This is a genomic window from Nocardiopsis alkaliphila YIM 80379 (assembly GCF_000341005.1).
Lineage (GTDB): Bacteria > Actinomycetota > Actinomycetes > Streptosporangiales > Streptosporangiaceae > Nocardiopsis > Nocardiopsis alkaliphila.
This window is the reverse complement of sequence record NZ_ANBD01000069.1, coordinates 1-14,604: the sequence shown is the minus strand read 5'-3', so window position 1 is coordinate 14,604 and position 14,604 is coordinate 1. Positions and strand designations below refer to the sequence as shown.

At 67.7% G+C, this 14,604-nt stretch carries 9 protein-coding genes and 1 pseudogene; 9 read left to right on the top strand and 1 reads right to left on the bottom strand.

Annotated features, from left to right (window positions below; translation table 11 throughout):
• From D472_RS0110695 to D472_RS25290, 7 genes are all read left to right on the top strand, one after another.
• Nucleotides 1–720: pyridoxal-phosphate dependent enzyme (locus tag D472_RS0110695; protein WP_017604478.1), on the top strand; the 720-nt coding region annotated here is incomplete at its 5' end.
• Nucleotides 720–1,532, top strand: a complete 813-nt coding sequence (gene trpA, locus D472_RS0110690) for a tryptophan synthase subunit alpha (protein ID WP_017604477.1) — start codon at nucleotides 720–722, stop codon at nucleotides 1,530–1,532. The genes D472_RS0110695 and trpA, both read left to right, overlap by 1 nt.
• A gap of 346 nt (nucleotides 1,533–1,878) precedes the next feature.
• The gene (locus D472_RS0110685; protein ID WP_017604476.1) at nucleotides 1,879–2,391 is read left to right on the top strand and encodes a MauE/DoxX family redox-associated membrane protein; all 513 of its coding nucleotides are present in this window, start codon (nucleotides 1,879–1,881) and stop codon (nucleotides 2,389–2,391) included.
• Nucleotides 2,392–2,448: 57 nt separating this feature from the next.
• A complete protein-coding gene (locus tag D472_RS0110680) occupies nucleotides 2,449–3,426 on the top strand; it encodes a DsbA family protein (protein WP_017604475.1) in 978 nt (325 codons plus the stop codon).
• Nucleotides 3,427–3,480: 54 nt separating this feature from the next.
• Nucleotides 3,481–4,596, top strand: coding sequence for a prolipoprotein diacylglyceryl transferase (gene lgt / locus D472_RS0110675; RefSeq protein WP_026117567.1), 1,116 nt, complete (start codon nucleotides 3,481–3,483; stop codon nucleotides 4,594–4,596).
• Nucleotides 4,597–4,707: 111 nt separating this feature from the next.
• Nucleotides 4,708–5,865, top strand: coding sequence for a hypothetical protein (locus D472_RS0110670; RefSeq protein ID WP_017604473.1), 1,158 nt, complete (start codon nucleotides 4,708–4,710; stop codon nucleotides 5,863–5,865).
• Nucleotides 5,866–6,109: 244 nt separating this feature from the next.
• A complete protein-coding gene (locus D472_RS25290; protein WP_033303588.1) occupies nucleotides 6,110–7,144 on the top strand; it encodes a hypothetical protein in 1,035 nt (344 codons plus the stop codon).
• 83 nt (nucleotides 7,145–7,227) lie between these two features.
• Here D472_RS25290 and D472_RS0110660 read toward each other — a convergent pair whose 3' ends face one another.
• Nucleotides 7,228–8,970 (bottom strand): bis-aminopropyl spermidine synthase family protein, encoded by a 1,743-nt coding sequence (locus tag D472_RS0110660; RefSeq protein ID WP_017604471.1) that lies wholly within the window; start codon nucleotides 8,968–8,970, stop codon nucleotides 7,228–7,230.
• A 592-nt stretch (nucleotides 8,971–9,562) separates the two neighbouring features.
• Here D472_RS0110660 and gltB point away from each other — a divergent pair.
• Both gltB and gltD read left to right on the top strand, forming a co-directional pair.
• Nucleotides 9,563–14,119, top strand: a complete 4,557-nt coding sequence (gene gltB / locus D472_RS0110655; protein ID WP_026117566.1) for a glutamate synthase large subunit — start codon at nucleotides 9,563–9,565, stop codon at nucleotides 14,117–14,119.
• A 32-nt stretch (nucleotides 14,120–14,151) separates the two neighbouring features.
• Nucleotides 14,152–14,604 (top strand): annotated as a pseudogene (gltD, locus tag D472_RS25285) (glutamate synthase); the annotation flags it as partial.

The window sequence follows — 14,604 nt, the reverse complement described above, 5'->3', positions numbered from 1 at the left end:
ACCGCCAGCCGCACCCTCAAGGACGCCATCAACGAGACCTTCCGGGACTGGGTCGCCAACGTCGACCACACCCACTACCTGTTCGGTACCGCAGCCGGTCCGCATCCCTTCCCCAAGCTCGTGCGCGACCTGCACTTCACGGTGGGCGCCGAAGCGCGCGAACAGGTCCTCGAACTCACCGGGAGGCTGCCCGACGCAGTCACCGCCTGCGTAGGCGGTGGCTCCAACGCCATCGCCATCTTCGCGGCCTTCATCCCCGACCAGGACGTGGCCTTGTACGGTTTCGAGGCCGGGGGAGCGGGAGCCGACACCGAACAGACCGCCGCCTCCATCACCGCCGGCAGTCCCGGGGTCTTCCACGGTGCTCGTACCTACGTCCTCCAGGACGAGTACGGTCAGACCCTGCCCAGCCACTCCATCTCCGCGGGACTCGACTACCCCGCCGTGGGGCCCGAACACGCCCACCTGGCCGCCACCGGTCGCGCCACCTACGAACCCGTCACCGACGCCGAGGCGATGGAGGCCTTCCGGCTGCTGTGCCGCACCGAAGGCATCATCCCCGCCATCGAAAGCGCCCACGCCCTGGCCGGTGCGATGCGTCTGGGCAAGAGGCTCGGCCCGGACTCGGTCATCCTGGTCAACCTCTCCGGACGCGGGGACAAGGACGTCAACACCGCCGCCGACTACTTCGGCCTCGTCGACTCGGAGGGACAGGCGTGATGCCGGCCACCACACTGCAGAGCAAGCTTTCCCGCGCGCGCGAGGAGAATCGCGCCGCGCTCATCGGCTACTACCCGGCCGGGTTCCCCGACGTGGACTCCTCCATCCGGGTCATTCAGGCCATGGTCGAGGGCGGTTGCGACGTCATCGAGGTCGGTCTGCCCTACTCCGACCCCATGATGGACGGACCCACCATCCAACGCGCCGCCGATCGGGCCTTGGCCGCGGGCACCACCACCGACGACGTGTTCCGCGTCGTGGAGGCCACCGCCGCCACCGGCGCCGCCGCCCTGGTGATGTCCTACTGGAACCCGATCGAACGCTATGGGGTGGAGCGTTTCGCCACCGAGTTGGCCAAGGCGGGCGGGTCCGGGGTCATCACCCCCGACCTCATCCCGGAGGAGGCCAAGGAGTGGAAGGCCGCGTCCGAGGCGGCCGGGCTCGATCGCGTCTACCTGGTCGCCCCCTCCTCCTCGGACGAACGCCTGGCGCTGACCACCGAGGCCGGGAGCGGGTTCGTGTACGCGGCCTCCCTCATGGGGGTCACCGGCACCCGCACCAAGGTCGCCGACACCGCAGAAGTCCTGGTCCGCCGCACCCGTGCGGTCACACGTGAGTCGAAGCTGCCGATCTGTGTGGGGCTGGGCATTTCCACCGGGGCCCAGGCCGCGGAGGTCGCCGCCTACGCCGACGGGGTGATCGTGGGGGCGGGGTTCTGCCAGCGTGTCCTGGACGCTCCGGACCTGGAGACCGGGCTCGTCGCCGTCCGTGCCTTCGCCGAGGAACTCGCCGGGGGCGTCCGCTCCCGATAACGGCCCTGAAGCCCTTCGTCCTCCTGGAGAGGACCCCCGACCCTGGTGGTGGGCCGCGTCCTTCATGGTGCGGTCCACCGCTTTTCCGTTCCTGGTCAAGCGGTGGGTTAAGAGCGTGAGAATCGGGTGAGAAAGGGCCCGAATCGGCCTTGGGTCGGCCGATTCGATGGTGAGATGGCGGCACCGGGACCGCCGGGAGCGCCTTGTGCTCCTTCCCCGAGATCCACGTCCCAGTGTCACGAGTTGAATACACGCAGTAGGATCGATTTCGATGCGAAGGGCGACGGGGTAGGCACCCAACGCCAGGTTCGCGGTAGACCGCCCCCCACTCTCGAAGGCTTGGCAGATGATGGACACACAGGTCGACGACGCCACCGCCACGCGACCCTCCAACCGCTGGGAGACCATCCAACCCTGGCTCAGCCTCGCCTGCCGTCTCGGCCTGGCCACCGTCCTCATCATCGCGGCCGTCACCAAGTTCCCACCCATCGTGTCGGTCGAGGCGGTCGAGGCCTACGACCTCTTCCCGACCGAGGTCGCCCGACTCATCGGCTACACCCTTCCCCTCTTCGAGATCGCCCTGGCCCTGCTCCTCCTCCTGGGGCTGGCCACCCGTTACGCCGGTGCCGTCGGCGCGATCCTCATGGTCGTCTTCATCGCGGGCATCCTCTCCGCGATGGCCCGTGGCCTGGCGATCGACTGCGGCTGCTTCGGCGGTGGCGGTCAGGTCGACCCGGAAGAGACCACCTACGGAATCTCCATCGCGCGCGACGTCGCTTTCGGCGCCATGGGTGCCTTCGTAGCGATCTGGCCCCGTTCACCCTTCGCCCTCGACCGCGTTCTCGGTCTCTTCCGATGAATCCGGTACGCGCCGAGACGAAGACCGACCACCAGAGAGTCAGAAACAGAGGAAAGCATGGGGAGTGAAGCGCGCAAGCGCTCCCGCGAGAAGCTCAGGCAACAGCGCGAGAAGGAGAAGCGGGCGGCCCAACGCAAGAAGACCCTTCTCGTCGTCGGTATCGCCGCCGCCGTCGTCGTGCTCATCGTCGGGGTCGGCTACGCGGTCCTGACCGCGGATCGCGGGGACGAGTACGAGGGCGAGTTGGCCGGCCAGACCCTCCAAGAGGACGGCAGTGTCGTCATGGCCCAAGAGGGCGCCTCCGCCCCCGTCGTCGAGGTCTACGCCGACTACCAGTGCCCGGCCTGCCGCCAGTTCGAACTCCTCAACGGCGACCTGCTCAAGGAACGCGCCGCCGAGGGGGAGGCCATCGTCCACTACCGGCCGGTCAGCATCTTCGCCCAGCAGCCGGTCCCCACCAGTAGTAACTCGCTGCGCGCCGGTGCCGCCGCGCGGGCCGCCGCCGACCATGGTGTCTTCGTCGAGTACAACGACCTGCTCTTCGAACACCAGCCCAACAGCGAGGCGGAGGGTTACACCACCGACGAACTCAAGGAATGGTTCCGCCAGACCGACGCCGAGGACGCCCAGGTGAGCGAGTTCGACGAACGCGTCGACGCCGAGAACGAGGTCGTCACCGAGTTCACCGAGGAGTTCCTCCCGGCCCTGGCCGCCGACGCCAACGAACAGATCGGTGAGGAGACCCTGGGCACCATGGTCCTGAGCGACCTGCTGAACTGGGGAGCCCAGAACGGGTACGACCCCTCCTTCCTGGAGGGGACCTACACCGGCGAACTCATCGACGCCACCGGAACGGCTTACACTCGCTACAGCGGAGACAACATGTTCCGTGGTACCCCTTCCGTCTACATCAATGGCGAGTTGCTCGACGGCAACACCGCCGGGACCACTCGCGGCCTGTCCGAGGCGATCGCCTCCGCCGGTGAGGGTGAGGTCGAGACCGAACCGATGGGCGACGGGGGCGACGCGGACTGACACCCTGAACAGACCCCCCGCACGCGGGGCGAACCCGAGAGCAGAGCAGTGACATTGTCGTCGACAGCTTCCGAGGGCGTGGCCGAGTACGGCCGCGCCCTCGCGGCCATCCCCAGCCCACAGGTCAACTCCATCCCGCTCGGGCCCTTGGAGATCCACTTCTACGCCCTGTGCATCCTCGCCGGCGTCATCGTCGCCGTCTTCTGGAGCGAACGCCGTTGGAAGGCCATGGGCGGTGAGCCCGGCACCATCATGGACATGGCCGTCTGGGCCGTCATCCTCGGCCTGATCGGTGGCCGGCTCTACCACGTCATCAGTGACGCACAGCTCTACTTCGGACCGGGCAAGGAACCCATCCGAGCCCTGTACATCTGGGAGGGCGGCCTTGGCATCTGGGGCGCGATCCCCCTCGGCGCCGTCGGTGTGTGGCTGGTCGCCCGCAAGCGTGGACTGTCGATGTCCAAGCTCTCCTTCGCCATCGCCCCCACGATCCCCCTCGCCCAGGCCTTGGGCCGCTGGGGGAACTACTTCAACCAGGAACTGTTCGGTCGTCCCACCGACCTGCCCTGGGCGGTTGAGATCAACCTCACCCCCGAGGGTTATCTGCGCGCCGGGATGGAGCCCGGTGTCACCACCTACCACCCCACCTTCCTCTACGAATCCCTTTGGTGCCTGGGCCTGGCCATCCTGCTGGCCTACCTCGGCCGCCGCTACGAGAACTCCCTGCGGGGCGGTCGTCTCTTCGCCCTGTACATCATCGGCTACTGCCTGGGCCGATTCTGGATCGAGTACCTGAGGGTCGATCCGGCCAACGACTTCCTCGGCCTGCGCCTGAACAACTGGACCTCCATCATCGTCCTCCTCGGCGCCTTGGCCTACTTCGTCTGGGCCGGCCGTCGCCTGGACCGCTTCTCCACCGCCGTCGTCCCCGCCGGACACGACGCCGGAACCCAGGTGTTCGGTGACACCGGTACCGATGGTGGAACCGAGGAAGAAGGCACCGTCTACAGCGCCGCGGACACCGATGACTCGGCGTTCGACCAGGGTGTGAGTGGTCACGATGAGGCCGGCACGGAATACCACCCGAGCCCTGAGCGATCTAGTAGCGAGGGCTCGACCGAGGACGGCGCCAAGGGCGCGGGAGACGGATCCGGGTCGAAGCCCGAGTAAAGCGGAAAGCGCCGATGACCTGATTCCGGCGCCCGGCCCGTGGTCGATCACACCGCAGGCCGATACCGCACCAGTCGAGCAGAGACCACGGGTTGACGATTGAGAAAGACCGTGAGCAGAGCCGAGTCCGGTTACGGACGCAAGGGACGCCGTGGCGGTAGCCGCCGCTTCACCGGCCCCCACACCGCAGAGCACGACTACGGTCGTGACAACGACGGGTACCAAGAGCAAGGCTATGACCCGGAGGAGGACTTCTCCGCCGAGTACGGCCACACCCACACCCGTGACGACGCCATCGGATACGACGACGCCGAGTACTACGAGCAGGACGCGGGCGATGAGCGTGCCGAGCACGTGGGCCGTTCGGAACGCCGAGGTGGGCGACGCAAGGGTAGGAACAAGCGCGGCGTGAACCGTGTCTCCGCCTTCTCCGCGTCCGCGATCAAGAAGGTCTCCGTGTTGGGGGACCGACCCAACCAGATCGTGTACACCCTGGCGGAACAGAGCAAGCGCAAGCGCGGAACAGCGGTGCTCGGTGCGCTCCTGGGCGCCTTCAGCATCGCCTTGGTCGCTCTTTTGGGCCTGCTTTCCTACCAGCTCGTCACCGGCGCCGGCGGCGGCGCCACCGGCGAGGACTCCATCGTGGCCCCGCCCGAGGGACACAGCACCCTCACCCCGGAGCAGTACCGATTCGAGGCCAACGATCCCGACGTGTTCGGCCCCATCGACGAGCGTTCGGCCGACGCCGAACCCATGACCGAGGAGGCCGTCTTCGGTTCCGTGGAGGAACTCGAACTCAGTGGTATGGAGTTGGAGCTGCGCCAATCCGAGGTCACCGACTCCTGCACCTCCCTGGTGTGGGGTGAGGAACTCGGACAAAGCCTCCTGGACGCCGACTGCGCCAACGCGGCCTCGGGTGTCTACACCGACGCCGACGGCGACCACGTCGCCCAGGTGACCTTGTTCGACCTGTCCGACAGCAAGAGCGCCACCGACGTGGCCGCGGCACTGGACCCGACCAACGCCGACACCGACCTCGGTTTCCTGTTGGCCCGTACCGGTGGCGACAGTGACGTCGAAGGGTTGCAGGACGGTTACAGCCAGGCCAGCAGCCAGGTCATGGGCCATTACCTGGCCGTGTTCTGGTCGGCCAAGGCAGACGGTTCCCCGCCTGGGGAGGACGCGGACCTGGCGGTCCTGGAGGTGGCGTCGATGGGCGCCTTCGGATTCGTCTACGACGAGGTCGTGGCCAGCCGACCCGACGAGTAGACACCACCACCAGGATGCGTCCCGGCGAGCCCTGGTGAGCGCAGCGATCGAGAGTGGTGGCGACGGTGGACGAAACAGTGGGCCTGTCCGGCCACGTCGGATGCCCGGATAGGATCTCGGACAGATCGACCCGCCCGCCAGGGTCGTAACGGGGCGGGAGAACCATCCCCCCTCGAGTCCCGAGCGCAAGCGGGCCGGTCACCACACCTGGTGGCCGGCCCGAACCCACGGAAAGGTCCTTTGGGTGTCCCCTTCTGAACCCTCGACGCCTGGTAGGCCGGGCCGCCGGAGGAAGAACAGCGAGTCCGACGAACAGCCGACCTCGACGAGCCCTTCCCCAGAGGGCGGGCGTCGCCGGAGCGGTGGGCGGCGAAAGAAGGAACCTCGGCGCTTCGGTAGGACGTTGACCATCCTGGTGGGCTCACTGGTGGTGGCGCTCATCGCCTTGGGCGTGGTCCTGTTCGTCGAACTCTCGGGGGAGGAAGGGGAACAGGCGGCCCCCCAGGAGACCCGTCCGGTCGTCTACAAGGTCAGAGACGCCGGCAACATGAACGAGGTCCTCGCCTCCCGGGAAGTCGACAGCCGGCCCCTGAACGAAGGTGAGTTGTTCGAGCGTCGCAACGCCGAGATTTCCAGTCAGAGCATCGACTTCACCCTGGCCGAGTCCGACCTGACCGACGACTGCGCCGGTGCCGTATGGGGCGAGGTCGCGACCCAGGCCCTGGCCGACGCCGATTGCACCCAGGTCGGCCGCGCCACCTATGTCTCCGACGCCTTCTTCGGCGTGGCCACCGTGTTCAACCTGGCCGACGTCGAGGGCAGTCGGGCGGTGGCCCAGGCCTTGGACCTGCCTGAACCCGAAGAGGGACAGGAATCCGAGGAGGTCGCCGACCCCGGGTTCGTCCTGGCGCCCTCCGGCGCCGAACCCTTCGACCGGTTGGGCAGGGGCTACAGCGCCGCCGACGCCATCGTCAGCGGACACTACCTCGTCGTGGTCTGGGTCCAGCCCACCGATTCGGAGTCGGTGGAGGAACGTGTCACCCTCTCCACCCCGTTGGTGGCCTTGGCCAACTTCCGGGACCCTCTCTTCCGCCGCATGATCGAACACACCGACGACACCGAAGGCGGCGAGGGCACCGGTACCGAAGAGACCGAGATAACCGGTGAGGTCGGTACGGACGGTACCGGCATCGAGGGGGCCGGTGAGGACACCGGCACCGGGGAGATCGGTACCGAGGGCCTGCCCGGCGAAGAGGGAACGGCTCTGCCCGGAGAGTGATCTCCTCAGGCCACGTCCGTGTACGGCGTGGGCCCGGAAGGAATGGTTCCTCCCGGGCCCACACCACGTTCGGGCCCTTCGGATCAGCCGGACCGCAACTCCTTCACGTGGGTCAACAGCTCCGAGGCCAACACCCGCAGTTCCGAGAACCGGTGTTCGGGCAGGTCCAACAGACTGTGCCCGGGCAGCCACGTCGGTGCCGACGCCACCGCCTGACGGGCCGTGCGCTTGTTGATCGCTTGTCCACGCCAGGCCGCCACCTCCACCAGGCCGGTCCGCAGCGTCGTGGTGAGCATGCCGTGCGCCCGCCCCTGCACGTGTGCCAACAACCGGCCGGTACTCCCGCCTGGTTCGGGGTTGCGGTCCAGCCGTATCGCGGTCAGGTCCGGCGCCCCGAACCCGCGCAGGAACCGCACCCGCATCCCGGGTTCCACCATCGCCCGGAACGCCTTCTGCCCTGCTTGGTCACGCACCCAGGAGGAGGTCGAGGGCACCAGCAAGAACGCCTGATCGGCGGTCGTGGCCAACGCCACCCGGGGCGCCGACCGATCCCAACCACCGGTCAAGTTCACCACGGCGCACGGCCCCACCGCGGTGGGGGAGCCCATCCAGGTGGACAACCGCACCCGCACCCGTTTGGACACCTCACGCGGCCAGTCCCCGACCAACGCCGGAAGCGGGGGCTGGGCCTCCTCGCTTCCCTCGGCGGCCCGCTCCAACACCGCCGTCGCCCGATCCGCGTCCAAATCGCCGCGTGCCTCCTTGGCGCTGACCCCCTGGCTGTACACCCGGGCGCTTTCAGTGGTGGGGGCGGGCAAGGTCTTGGACAAAGGGCGAAGAACATATAGGTCGCTGGCGGCACCGATCGACTCCGCGCCCAGGTAACGGTTGAAGTCCGGCCACATCGCCTCTATCAGCAGTCCCGAACGCATCAGCCGCGCCTGGGTGGCGGCGGCCAACTTCGGAGTGGTCTCGGAGACCCCATAGGCCACCAGGACCCGGCTCCGCTTCGGGTCGGCCAGACCCTCCACACCGCGCCGTACGAACAACTTCACCCCTTCGGGGGTGTAGGGAGGGTCGGTGAAGACCACGTCGGCCTTCTCCCGCAACGTCGCGGGGAGCCCCAACCTCAGATCGGCGCTGTGCGTACGCACCGACAGCCCCAACCGCTCGGCCACCGTGTCGATGTGCTCCAACACCCGCTCGTCCAGGTCCACGACCTCCACCCGGGTCCCGGGGGACACCAACGCCAGGGCCAACGACGTCAGGTCGTGATCTCCCACACACAACAGGGTGCGCTGGTCCAGGTCGAACCGGGTGGCCAGGAACAGGGCACGCCGCAACGCCGTCTCCGCCGTGGCCGATACGTGATCCAGATTCGTGTCCGAAGTGGGCCCCGTGGCGATCGCGCGTACCAGTTCCGTGGCGGTCCGGGAATGCTCAGGCAACAGGTGCGCCACCGGGTCGGCCAGAAGCGGGGCTCGTGCCCCTTGATAGTGGGACGGGCTCAACAACCGGAACCGATCGCCGTCCCGGGCCACCTCCCCGCCCTCTTCCAAGGCCCTGAGCAGCGAGATCACCACCGAGTGGGCCACGCCGCCGGCGCGTACCAGGTCGTTGGCGCTCCACCATCGACCATCACGGAGCAACGACAGGATCAGTCGAGGGCGTGGGGCGTCGACCCCGTACTCGCGTAGGAAGGTCCTCGCCACCTCGGGCAGAGAGGATTCCGAGTCGGGGTCGGTCGGCGCCGCAGCGCCCGGTGCACGTGTGATGTCGCTCGAGGTTCCGGCCTCAGGGCCGGAGGGAGCCGGGTGTCCTGCCATTGGGCGATCCTCCCATGTCTGGAGCGCACGGCGGTGACAACGACCGACGTGGCAGGTCCGATCCGACAAAAGGTGTGATGAGTGACATGTCACTCCCAGGTGCCAGTGCCCCTCCCCTGAGAAACGGGGGGACACCGGGGACAACCTGCGGATCCGGCACGGAAGGGCCCTCCCATCCCGTGGCGAGCCCCGGACGGTACTCGATGACCGACCCGCCCCGGGAGGTTTGGCGAGGACCACATGTGGAAAAATTCGCTAGGCCGGGCTTCCTCGGAGGGCAAAACCGAGAGGACGCCTGTTCAACGCCCATCGGGCACGTGCCCGAGGCCGAACGCGCACCGCGGCGCCACCCGGTCCAGACCCACGATCGACATCGTGTTCGGACCGGCGTGTATAAGAGAACCTGCCCGCGGCGGGTGACTCGAACACCACCGGCGACACGAGGACGTGCACGCGAGCCGACAGGTGTGCCGGACGCCCACCACATGGGACCCGCCTCCGGGCGGACACAACAGAATCACGTACGCAGCAGGGCCAATGTCGTCCCGAACGCGCTTTTCGCAAAGCCCATTTCAAGACGACAGGAGGATAGATGCCTGCTGAGAACGTGTGGCGTCCGTCCGTCCGAACGAACGCGCAGAGCACCCCCCAGGGCCTGTACGATCCCGCTCACGAACACGACGCCTGCGGCGTGGGGTTCGTGGCCGACCTCACCGGTCGTCGCAGCCACGACATCGTGAGCAAGGCACTCACGGTTCTGCGCAATCTCGACCACCGAGGTGCTTCCGGGGCCGACCCCGACGACGGTGACGGCGCGGGCATCCTGACCCAGGTCCCTCACGACCTCTACACCGAGGTCTGTGACTTCGACCTTCCCCAAGCGGGCGCCTACGCCACCGGCATCGGCTTCCTGCCCTCCGACGCCGCCGAGCGAGCCGCCGCCGTGGAAAAGATCGACTCCATCGTCATCGACGAGGGCCTGACCGTCCTCGGCTGGCGCGAGGTGCCCTTCGAACCTCGCTACTGCGGCCCCGCCGCCCGCGAGGTCATGCCCTACTTCGGGCAGCTGTTCATCACCGGACGCCGGGGCACCCCCACCGAGGGCCTCACCGGTATCGACCTCGAACGGTACGCCTACTGTGTCCGCAAGCGCGCCGAACACGAGGGCGACGTCTACTTCCCGAGCCTTTCCCCACGCACCATCTCCTACAAGGGAATGCTCACCACCCCCCAGTTGGAACCGTTCTTCCCGGACCTGTCCGACCGCCGTTACACCTCCGGTCTGGCCCTGGTCCACTCTCGGTTCTCCACCAACACCTTCCCGTCCTGGCCGCTCGCCCACCCGTTCCGCTACGTCGCGCACAACGGTGAGATCAACACGGTCAAGGGCAACCGGAACATGATGCGCTCGCGTGAGGCCAAGCTCGCCAGCGACCTCATCCCCGGTGACCTGGACCGCGTCTTCCCCATCGTCGACCCCGACGACTCCGACACCGCGTCCTTCGACGACGCCCTGGAACTGCTCCACCTCGGAGGCCGTTCCCTGCCGCACGCCGTCCTGATGATGATCCCCGAGCCCTGGGAGAACCACACCGAGATGGACCCGGCCGTGCGGGCCTTCTACGAGTACCACTCCACCCTCATGGAGCCCTGGGACGGTCCCGCCTCGGTGTCCTTCACCGACGGCACCCTCGTCGGCTCCGTCCTGGACCGCAACGGTCTTCGCCCCGGCCGTTACTGGGTCACCGAGGACGGTCTGGTCGTCTTGGCCTCTGAAGCCGGTGTCCTGGACATCGACCCCGCCACCGTGGTCCGCAAGGGCCGACTGCAGCCCGGCCGCATCTTCGTCGTCGACACCGGGCAGGGGCGCATCATCGAGGACGAGGAGATCAAGGCCGAACTCGCCGCCGAACACCCCTACCAGGAGTGGATCGACGCCGGTGTCCTGCGCCTGGACGACCTCCCCGAGGCCGAACCCGTCCCGGTCACCGAACTCGACCTCGCCCAGCAGGTGTTCGGCTACACCGAGGAGGAGCTCCGGATCATCCTCGCCCCCATGGCCCGCACCGGCGCCGAACCCATCGGCTCCATGGGCACCGACACCCCGGTGGCGGCCCTGTCCGACCGCTCGCGCCAACTCTTCGACTACTTCTCGCAGAACTTCGCGCAGGTCACCAACCCGCCGCTGGACGCCATTCGGGAGGAGATGGTCACCAGCCTGGCCACCCTTTTGGGGGCCGAACACAACATCCTCGCCTCGGTCCCCGGCCACAACCGTCGCCTCGTCCTGCCCACACCGGTGGTGGACCAAGCCGAACTCGCCGCCATCGTCACCGCCGGCGAGACCGACCCGGCACTGAAGACCTTCACCGTCGACGGCACCTACTCCGTCGACGGCGGTGGCGACGCCCTGTCCGCCCGACTGGACCGGATCAACACCGAGGTCTCCGCCGCCATCGCCGACGGCGCGCACGTCCTCGTCCTCAGTGACCGTCGCGCCGACAGCGCACGCGCGCCCATCCCGTCACTGATGCTGACCGGTTCCATTCATCACCACCTGGTCCGCGAGAAGACCCGTACCGAGGTCGGCCTGCTCGTCGAGGCCGGCGACGTCCGTGAATGCCACCACGTCGCGCTCCTCCTCGGCTACGGCGCCTCCGCGATCAACCCCTACCTGGCCCTGGAAACCGTTCGCGACATGGTCAGGCGCGGCACCCTCGGCGGCATCGACGCCGACACCGCCGTGCGCAACACCCTCAAGGCCTACGGCAAGGGTGTCCTCAAGGTCATGTCCAAGATCGGTGTCTCCACCGTCAGCTCCTACACCGGAGCCCAGATCTTCGAAGCCCTGGGGCTGGGCCAGGACGTCATCGACCGCTGCTTCACCGGCACCACTTCCCGCCTGGGCGGCGTCGGCTTCGACGTCCTGGCCGAAGAGGTCGCCATTCGCCACCGCCGAGCCCACGCCGCCAACCCCAACGCCCACCGGCGCCTGGAGGTCGGCGGCGAGTACCAGTGGCGCCGCGAGGGCGAACCGCACCTGTTCAACCCCGAGACGGTCTTCAAGCTCCAACACTCCACCCGGAGCCGCAAGTACGAGATCTTCAAGGAGTACACGAACAAGGTCGACGACCAGGCCGCCAAGCTCATGACCTTGCGCGGGCTCTTCCGACTCAAGGAAGGCGTGCGCGAACCCGTCCCGATCGACGAGGTCGAACCTATCTCGGCCATCGTCAAGCGTTTCTCCACCGGCGCCATGTCCTACGGCTCCATCTCCGCCGAGGCCCACGAGACCCTCGCCATCGCGATGAACCGCCTCGGTGGCAAATCCAACACCGGAGAGGGCGGTGAGGACCCCGACCGTTTCACCCCCGACGCCAACGGGGATCTGCGCCGCAGCGCCATCAAGCAGGTCGCCTCCGGACGCTTCGGCGTCACCTCGCACTACCTCAGCAACGCCGACGACATCCAGATCAAGATGGCCCAGGGCGCCAAGCCCGGTGAAGGCGGACAGCTGCCCGGCCACAAGGTCTACCCGTGGGTGGCCGACACCCGCCACTCCACCCCCGGCGTCGGACTCATCTCGCCGCCGCCCCACCACGACATCTACTCCATCGAGGACCTCGCCCAGCTCATCCATGACCTCAAGAACGCGAACCCCTCCGCACGGGTCCACGTCAAGCTGGTCTCCGAAGCGGGTGTGGGTACCGTCGCCGCCGGTGTGTCCAAGGCCCACGCCGACGTCGTCCTCATCTCCGGCCACGACGGAGGGACCGGTGCCTCACCGCTGACCTCCCTCAAGCACGCCGGTACCCCCTGGGAGCTCGGGCTCGCCGAAACCCAGCAGACCCTGCTGCTCAACGGTCTGCGCGACCGCATCGTCGTCCAGACCGACGGTCAGATGAAGACCGGCCGTGATGTCGTGATCGCCGCCCTGCTCGGTGCCGAGGAGTACGGTTTCGCCACCGCGCCCCTCATCGTCTCCGGCTGCGTCATGATGCGCGTGTGCCACCTCGACACCTGCCCCGTCGGCGTCGCCACCCAGAACCCCACCCTGCGCGAACGCTTCTCCGGCAAGGCCGAGTACGTGGTGAACTTCTTCGAGTTCATCGCTCAGGAGGTCCGCGAATACCTCGCCCGACTGGGCTTTCGTAGTCTGGACGAGGCCATCGGTGCCGTCGACCTGCTCGACACCCGCGATGCCGTCGACCACTGGAAGGCCCAAGGCCTGGACCTGTCGCCCATCCTGCACGAGGTCGAACCCCTCGCCGGAGACCAGCGCTTCCAGCGACGCGGCCAAGACCACGGCCTGGAAAAGGCTTTGGACAACACCCTCATCCAACTCAGCGAGGGTGCCCTGGACTTCGGACGGCCGGTCACACTCGAACTACCGGTGCGTAACGTCAACCGCACCGTCGGCACCATGCTCGGCCACGAGGTCACCAAGCGCCACGGCGCCCAGGGTCTGCCCACCGACACCATCGACATCACCTTCACCGGGTCAGCGGGCCAGTCCTTCGGCGCCTTCCTGCCCCCGGGCATCACCCTGCGTCTGCACGGCGACGCCAACGACTACGTTGGCAAGGGCCTGTCCGGCGGCCACGTCATCGTCCGCCCCGACGACGACTCCAAACTCGTCGCGGAAGAGCACATCATCGCGGGCAACGTCATCGGCTACGGCGCCACCTCCGGTCGACTCCACCTGCGCGGCATCGTCGGCGAACGCTTCTGTGTTCGTAACTCCGGTGCCACCGCCGTCGTCGAAGGCATCGGCGACCACGGTTGCGAATACATGACCGGGGGCCGCGCCGTCATCCTCGGCCGTACCGGACGCAACTTCGCCGCGGGCATGTCCGGAGGCATCGCCTACGTCCTGGACCTGGACCCCGCCCGCGTCAACGACGAAATGGTCGAAATCGAGGAACTCACCGATCAAGACCGCGAGTTCCTCACCGAAACCCTCACCAGTCACCGTGACCTGACCGGCTCCACCGTCGCCGGACGCCTCCTGGCCGAGGGCGACCACGGCCTGGCCCGCATCGCCAAGGTCATGCCACGTGACTACAAGCGCGTCCTGCTCGCCCAGAGCGAGGCCGAGCGCGAAGGACGCGACGTCAACGAGGCCATCATGGCCTCCGCGCAGTCCTGAGACAGCCGGTCCACGAAAGGAGGAACACGACCATGGCAGACCCCAAGGGTTTTTTGAAGATCACCGAGCGCGAGCTCCCCGCCCACCGCCCCGTCGACGTACGCATCCAGGACTGGCGCGAAGTCCACGAAGAGTTCGACCGAGGGACCGTCACCAAGCAGGCCTCGCGCTGCATGGACTGCGGCATCCCCTTCTGCCACAACGGATGCCCCCTGGGCAACCTCATCCCCGAGTGGAACAACCTCGTCTACGCCCATGACTGGGCCGAGGCGATCGAACGACTCCACGCCACCAACAACTTCCCCGAATTCACCGGCCGCCTTTGCCCGGCGCCCTGCGAATCGGCCTGCGTGCTCGGCATCGACCAACCCGCAGTCACCATCAAGAACGTCGAGGTCTCCATCATCGACCGCGCCTGGGAGGAAGGCTGGGTCAAGCCCCTGCCCCCCGCCCACCGCACGGGCAAGAAGGTGGCCGTCGTCGGC

Excerpts from the sequence above, each read along its gene's own strand:
- trpA (WP_017604477.1), top strand. The coding sequence starts at position 720 with ATGCCGGCCACCACACTGCAGAGCAAGCTTTCCCGCGCGCGCGAGGAG.
- gltB (WP_026117566.1), top strand. The coding sequence starts at position 9,563 with ATGCCTGCTGAGAACGTGTGGCGTCCGTCCGTCCGAACGAACGCGCAG.
- D472_RS0110660 (WP_017604471.1), bottom strand. The coding sequence starts at position 8,970 with ATGGCAGGACACCCGGCTCCCTCCGGCCCTGAGGCCGGAACCTCGAGC.
- D472_RS0110685 (WP_017604476.1), top strand. The coding sequence starts at position 1,879 with ATGATGGACACACAGGTCGACGACGCCACCGCCACGCGACCCTCCAAC.
- D472_RS0110680 (WP_017604475.1), top strand. The coding sequence starts at position 2,449 with ATGGGGAGTGAAGCGCGCAAGCGCTCCCGCGAGAAGCTCAGGCAACAG.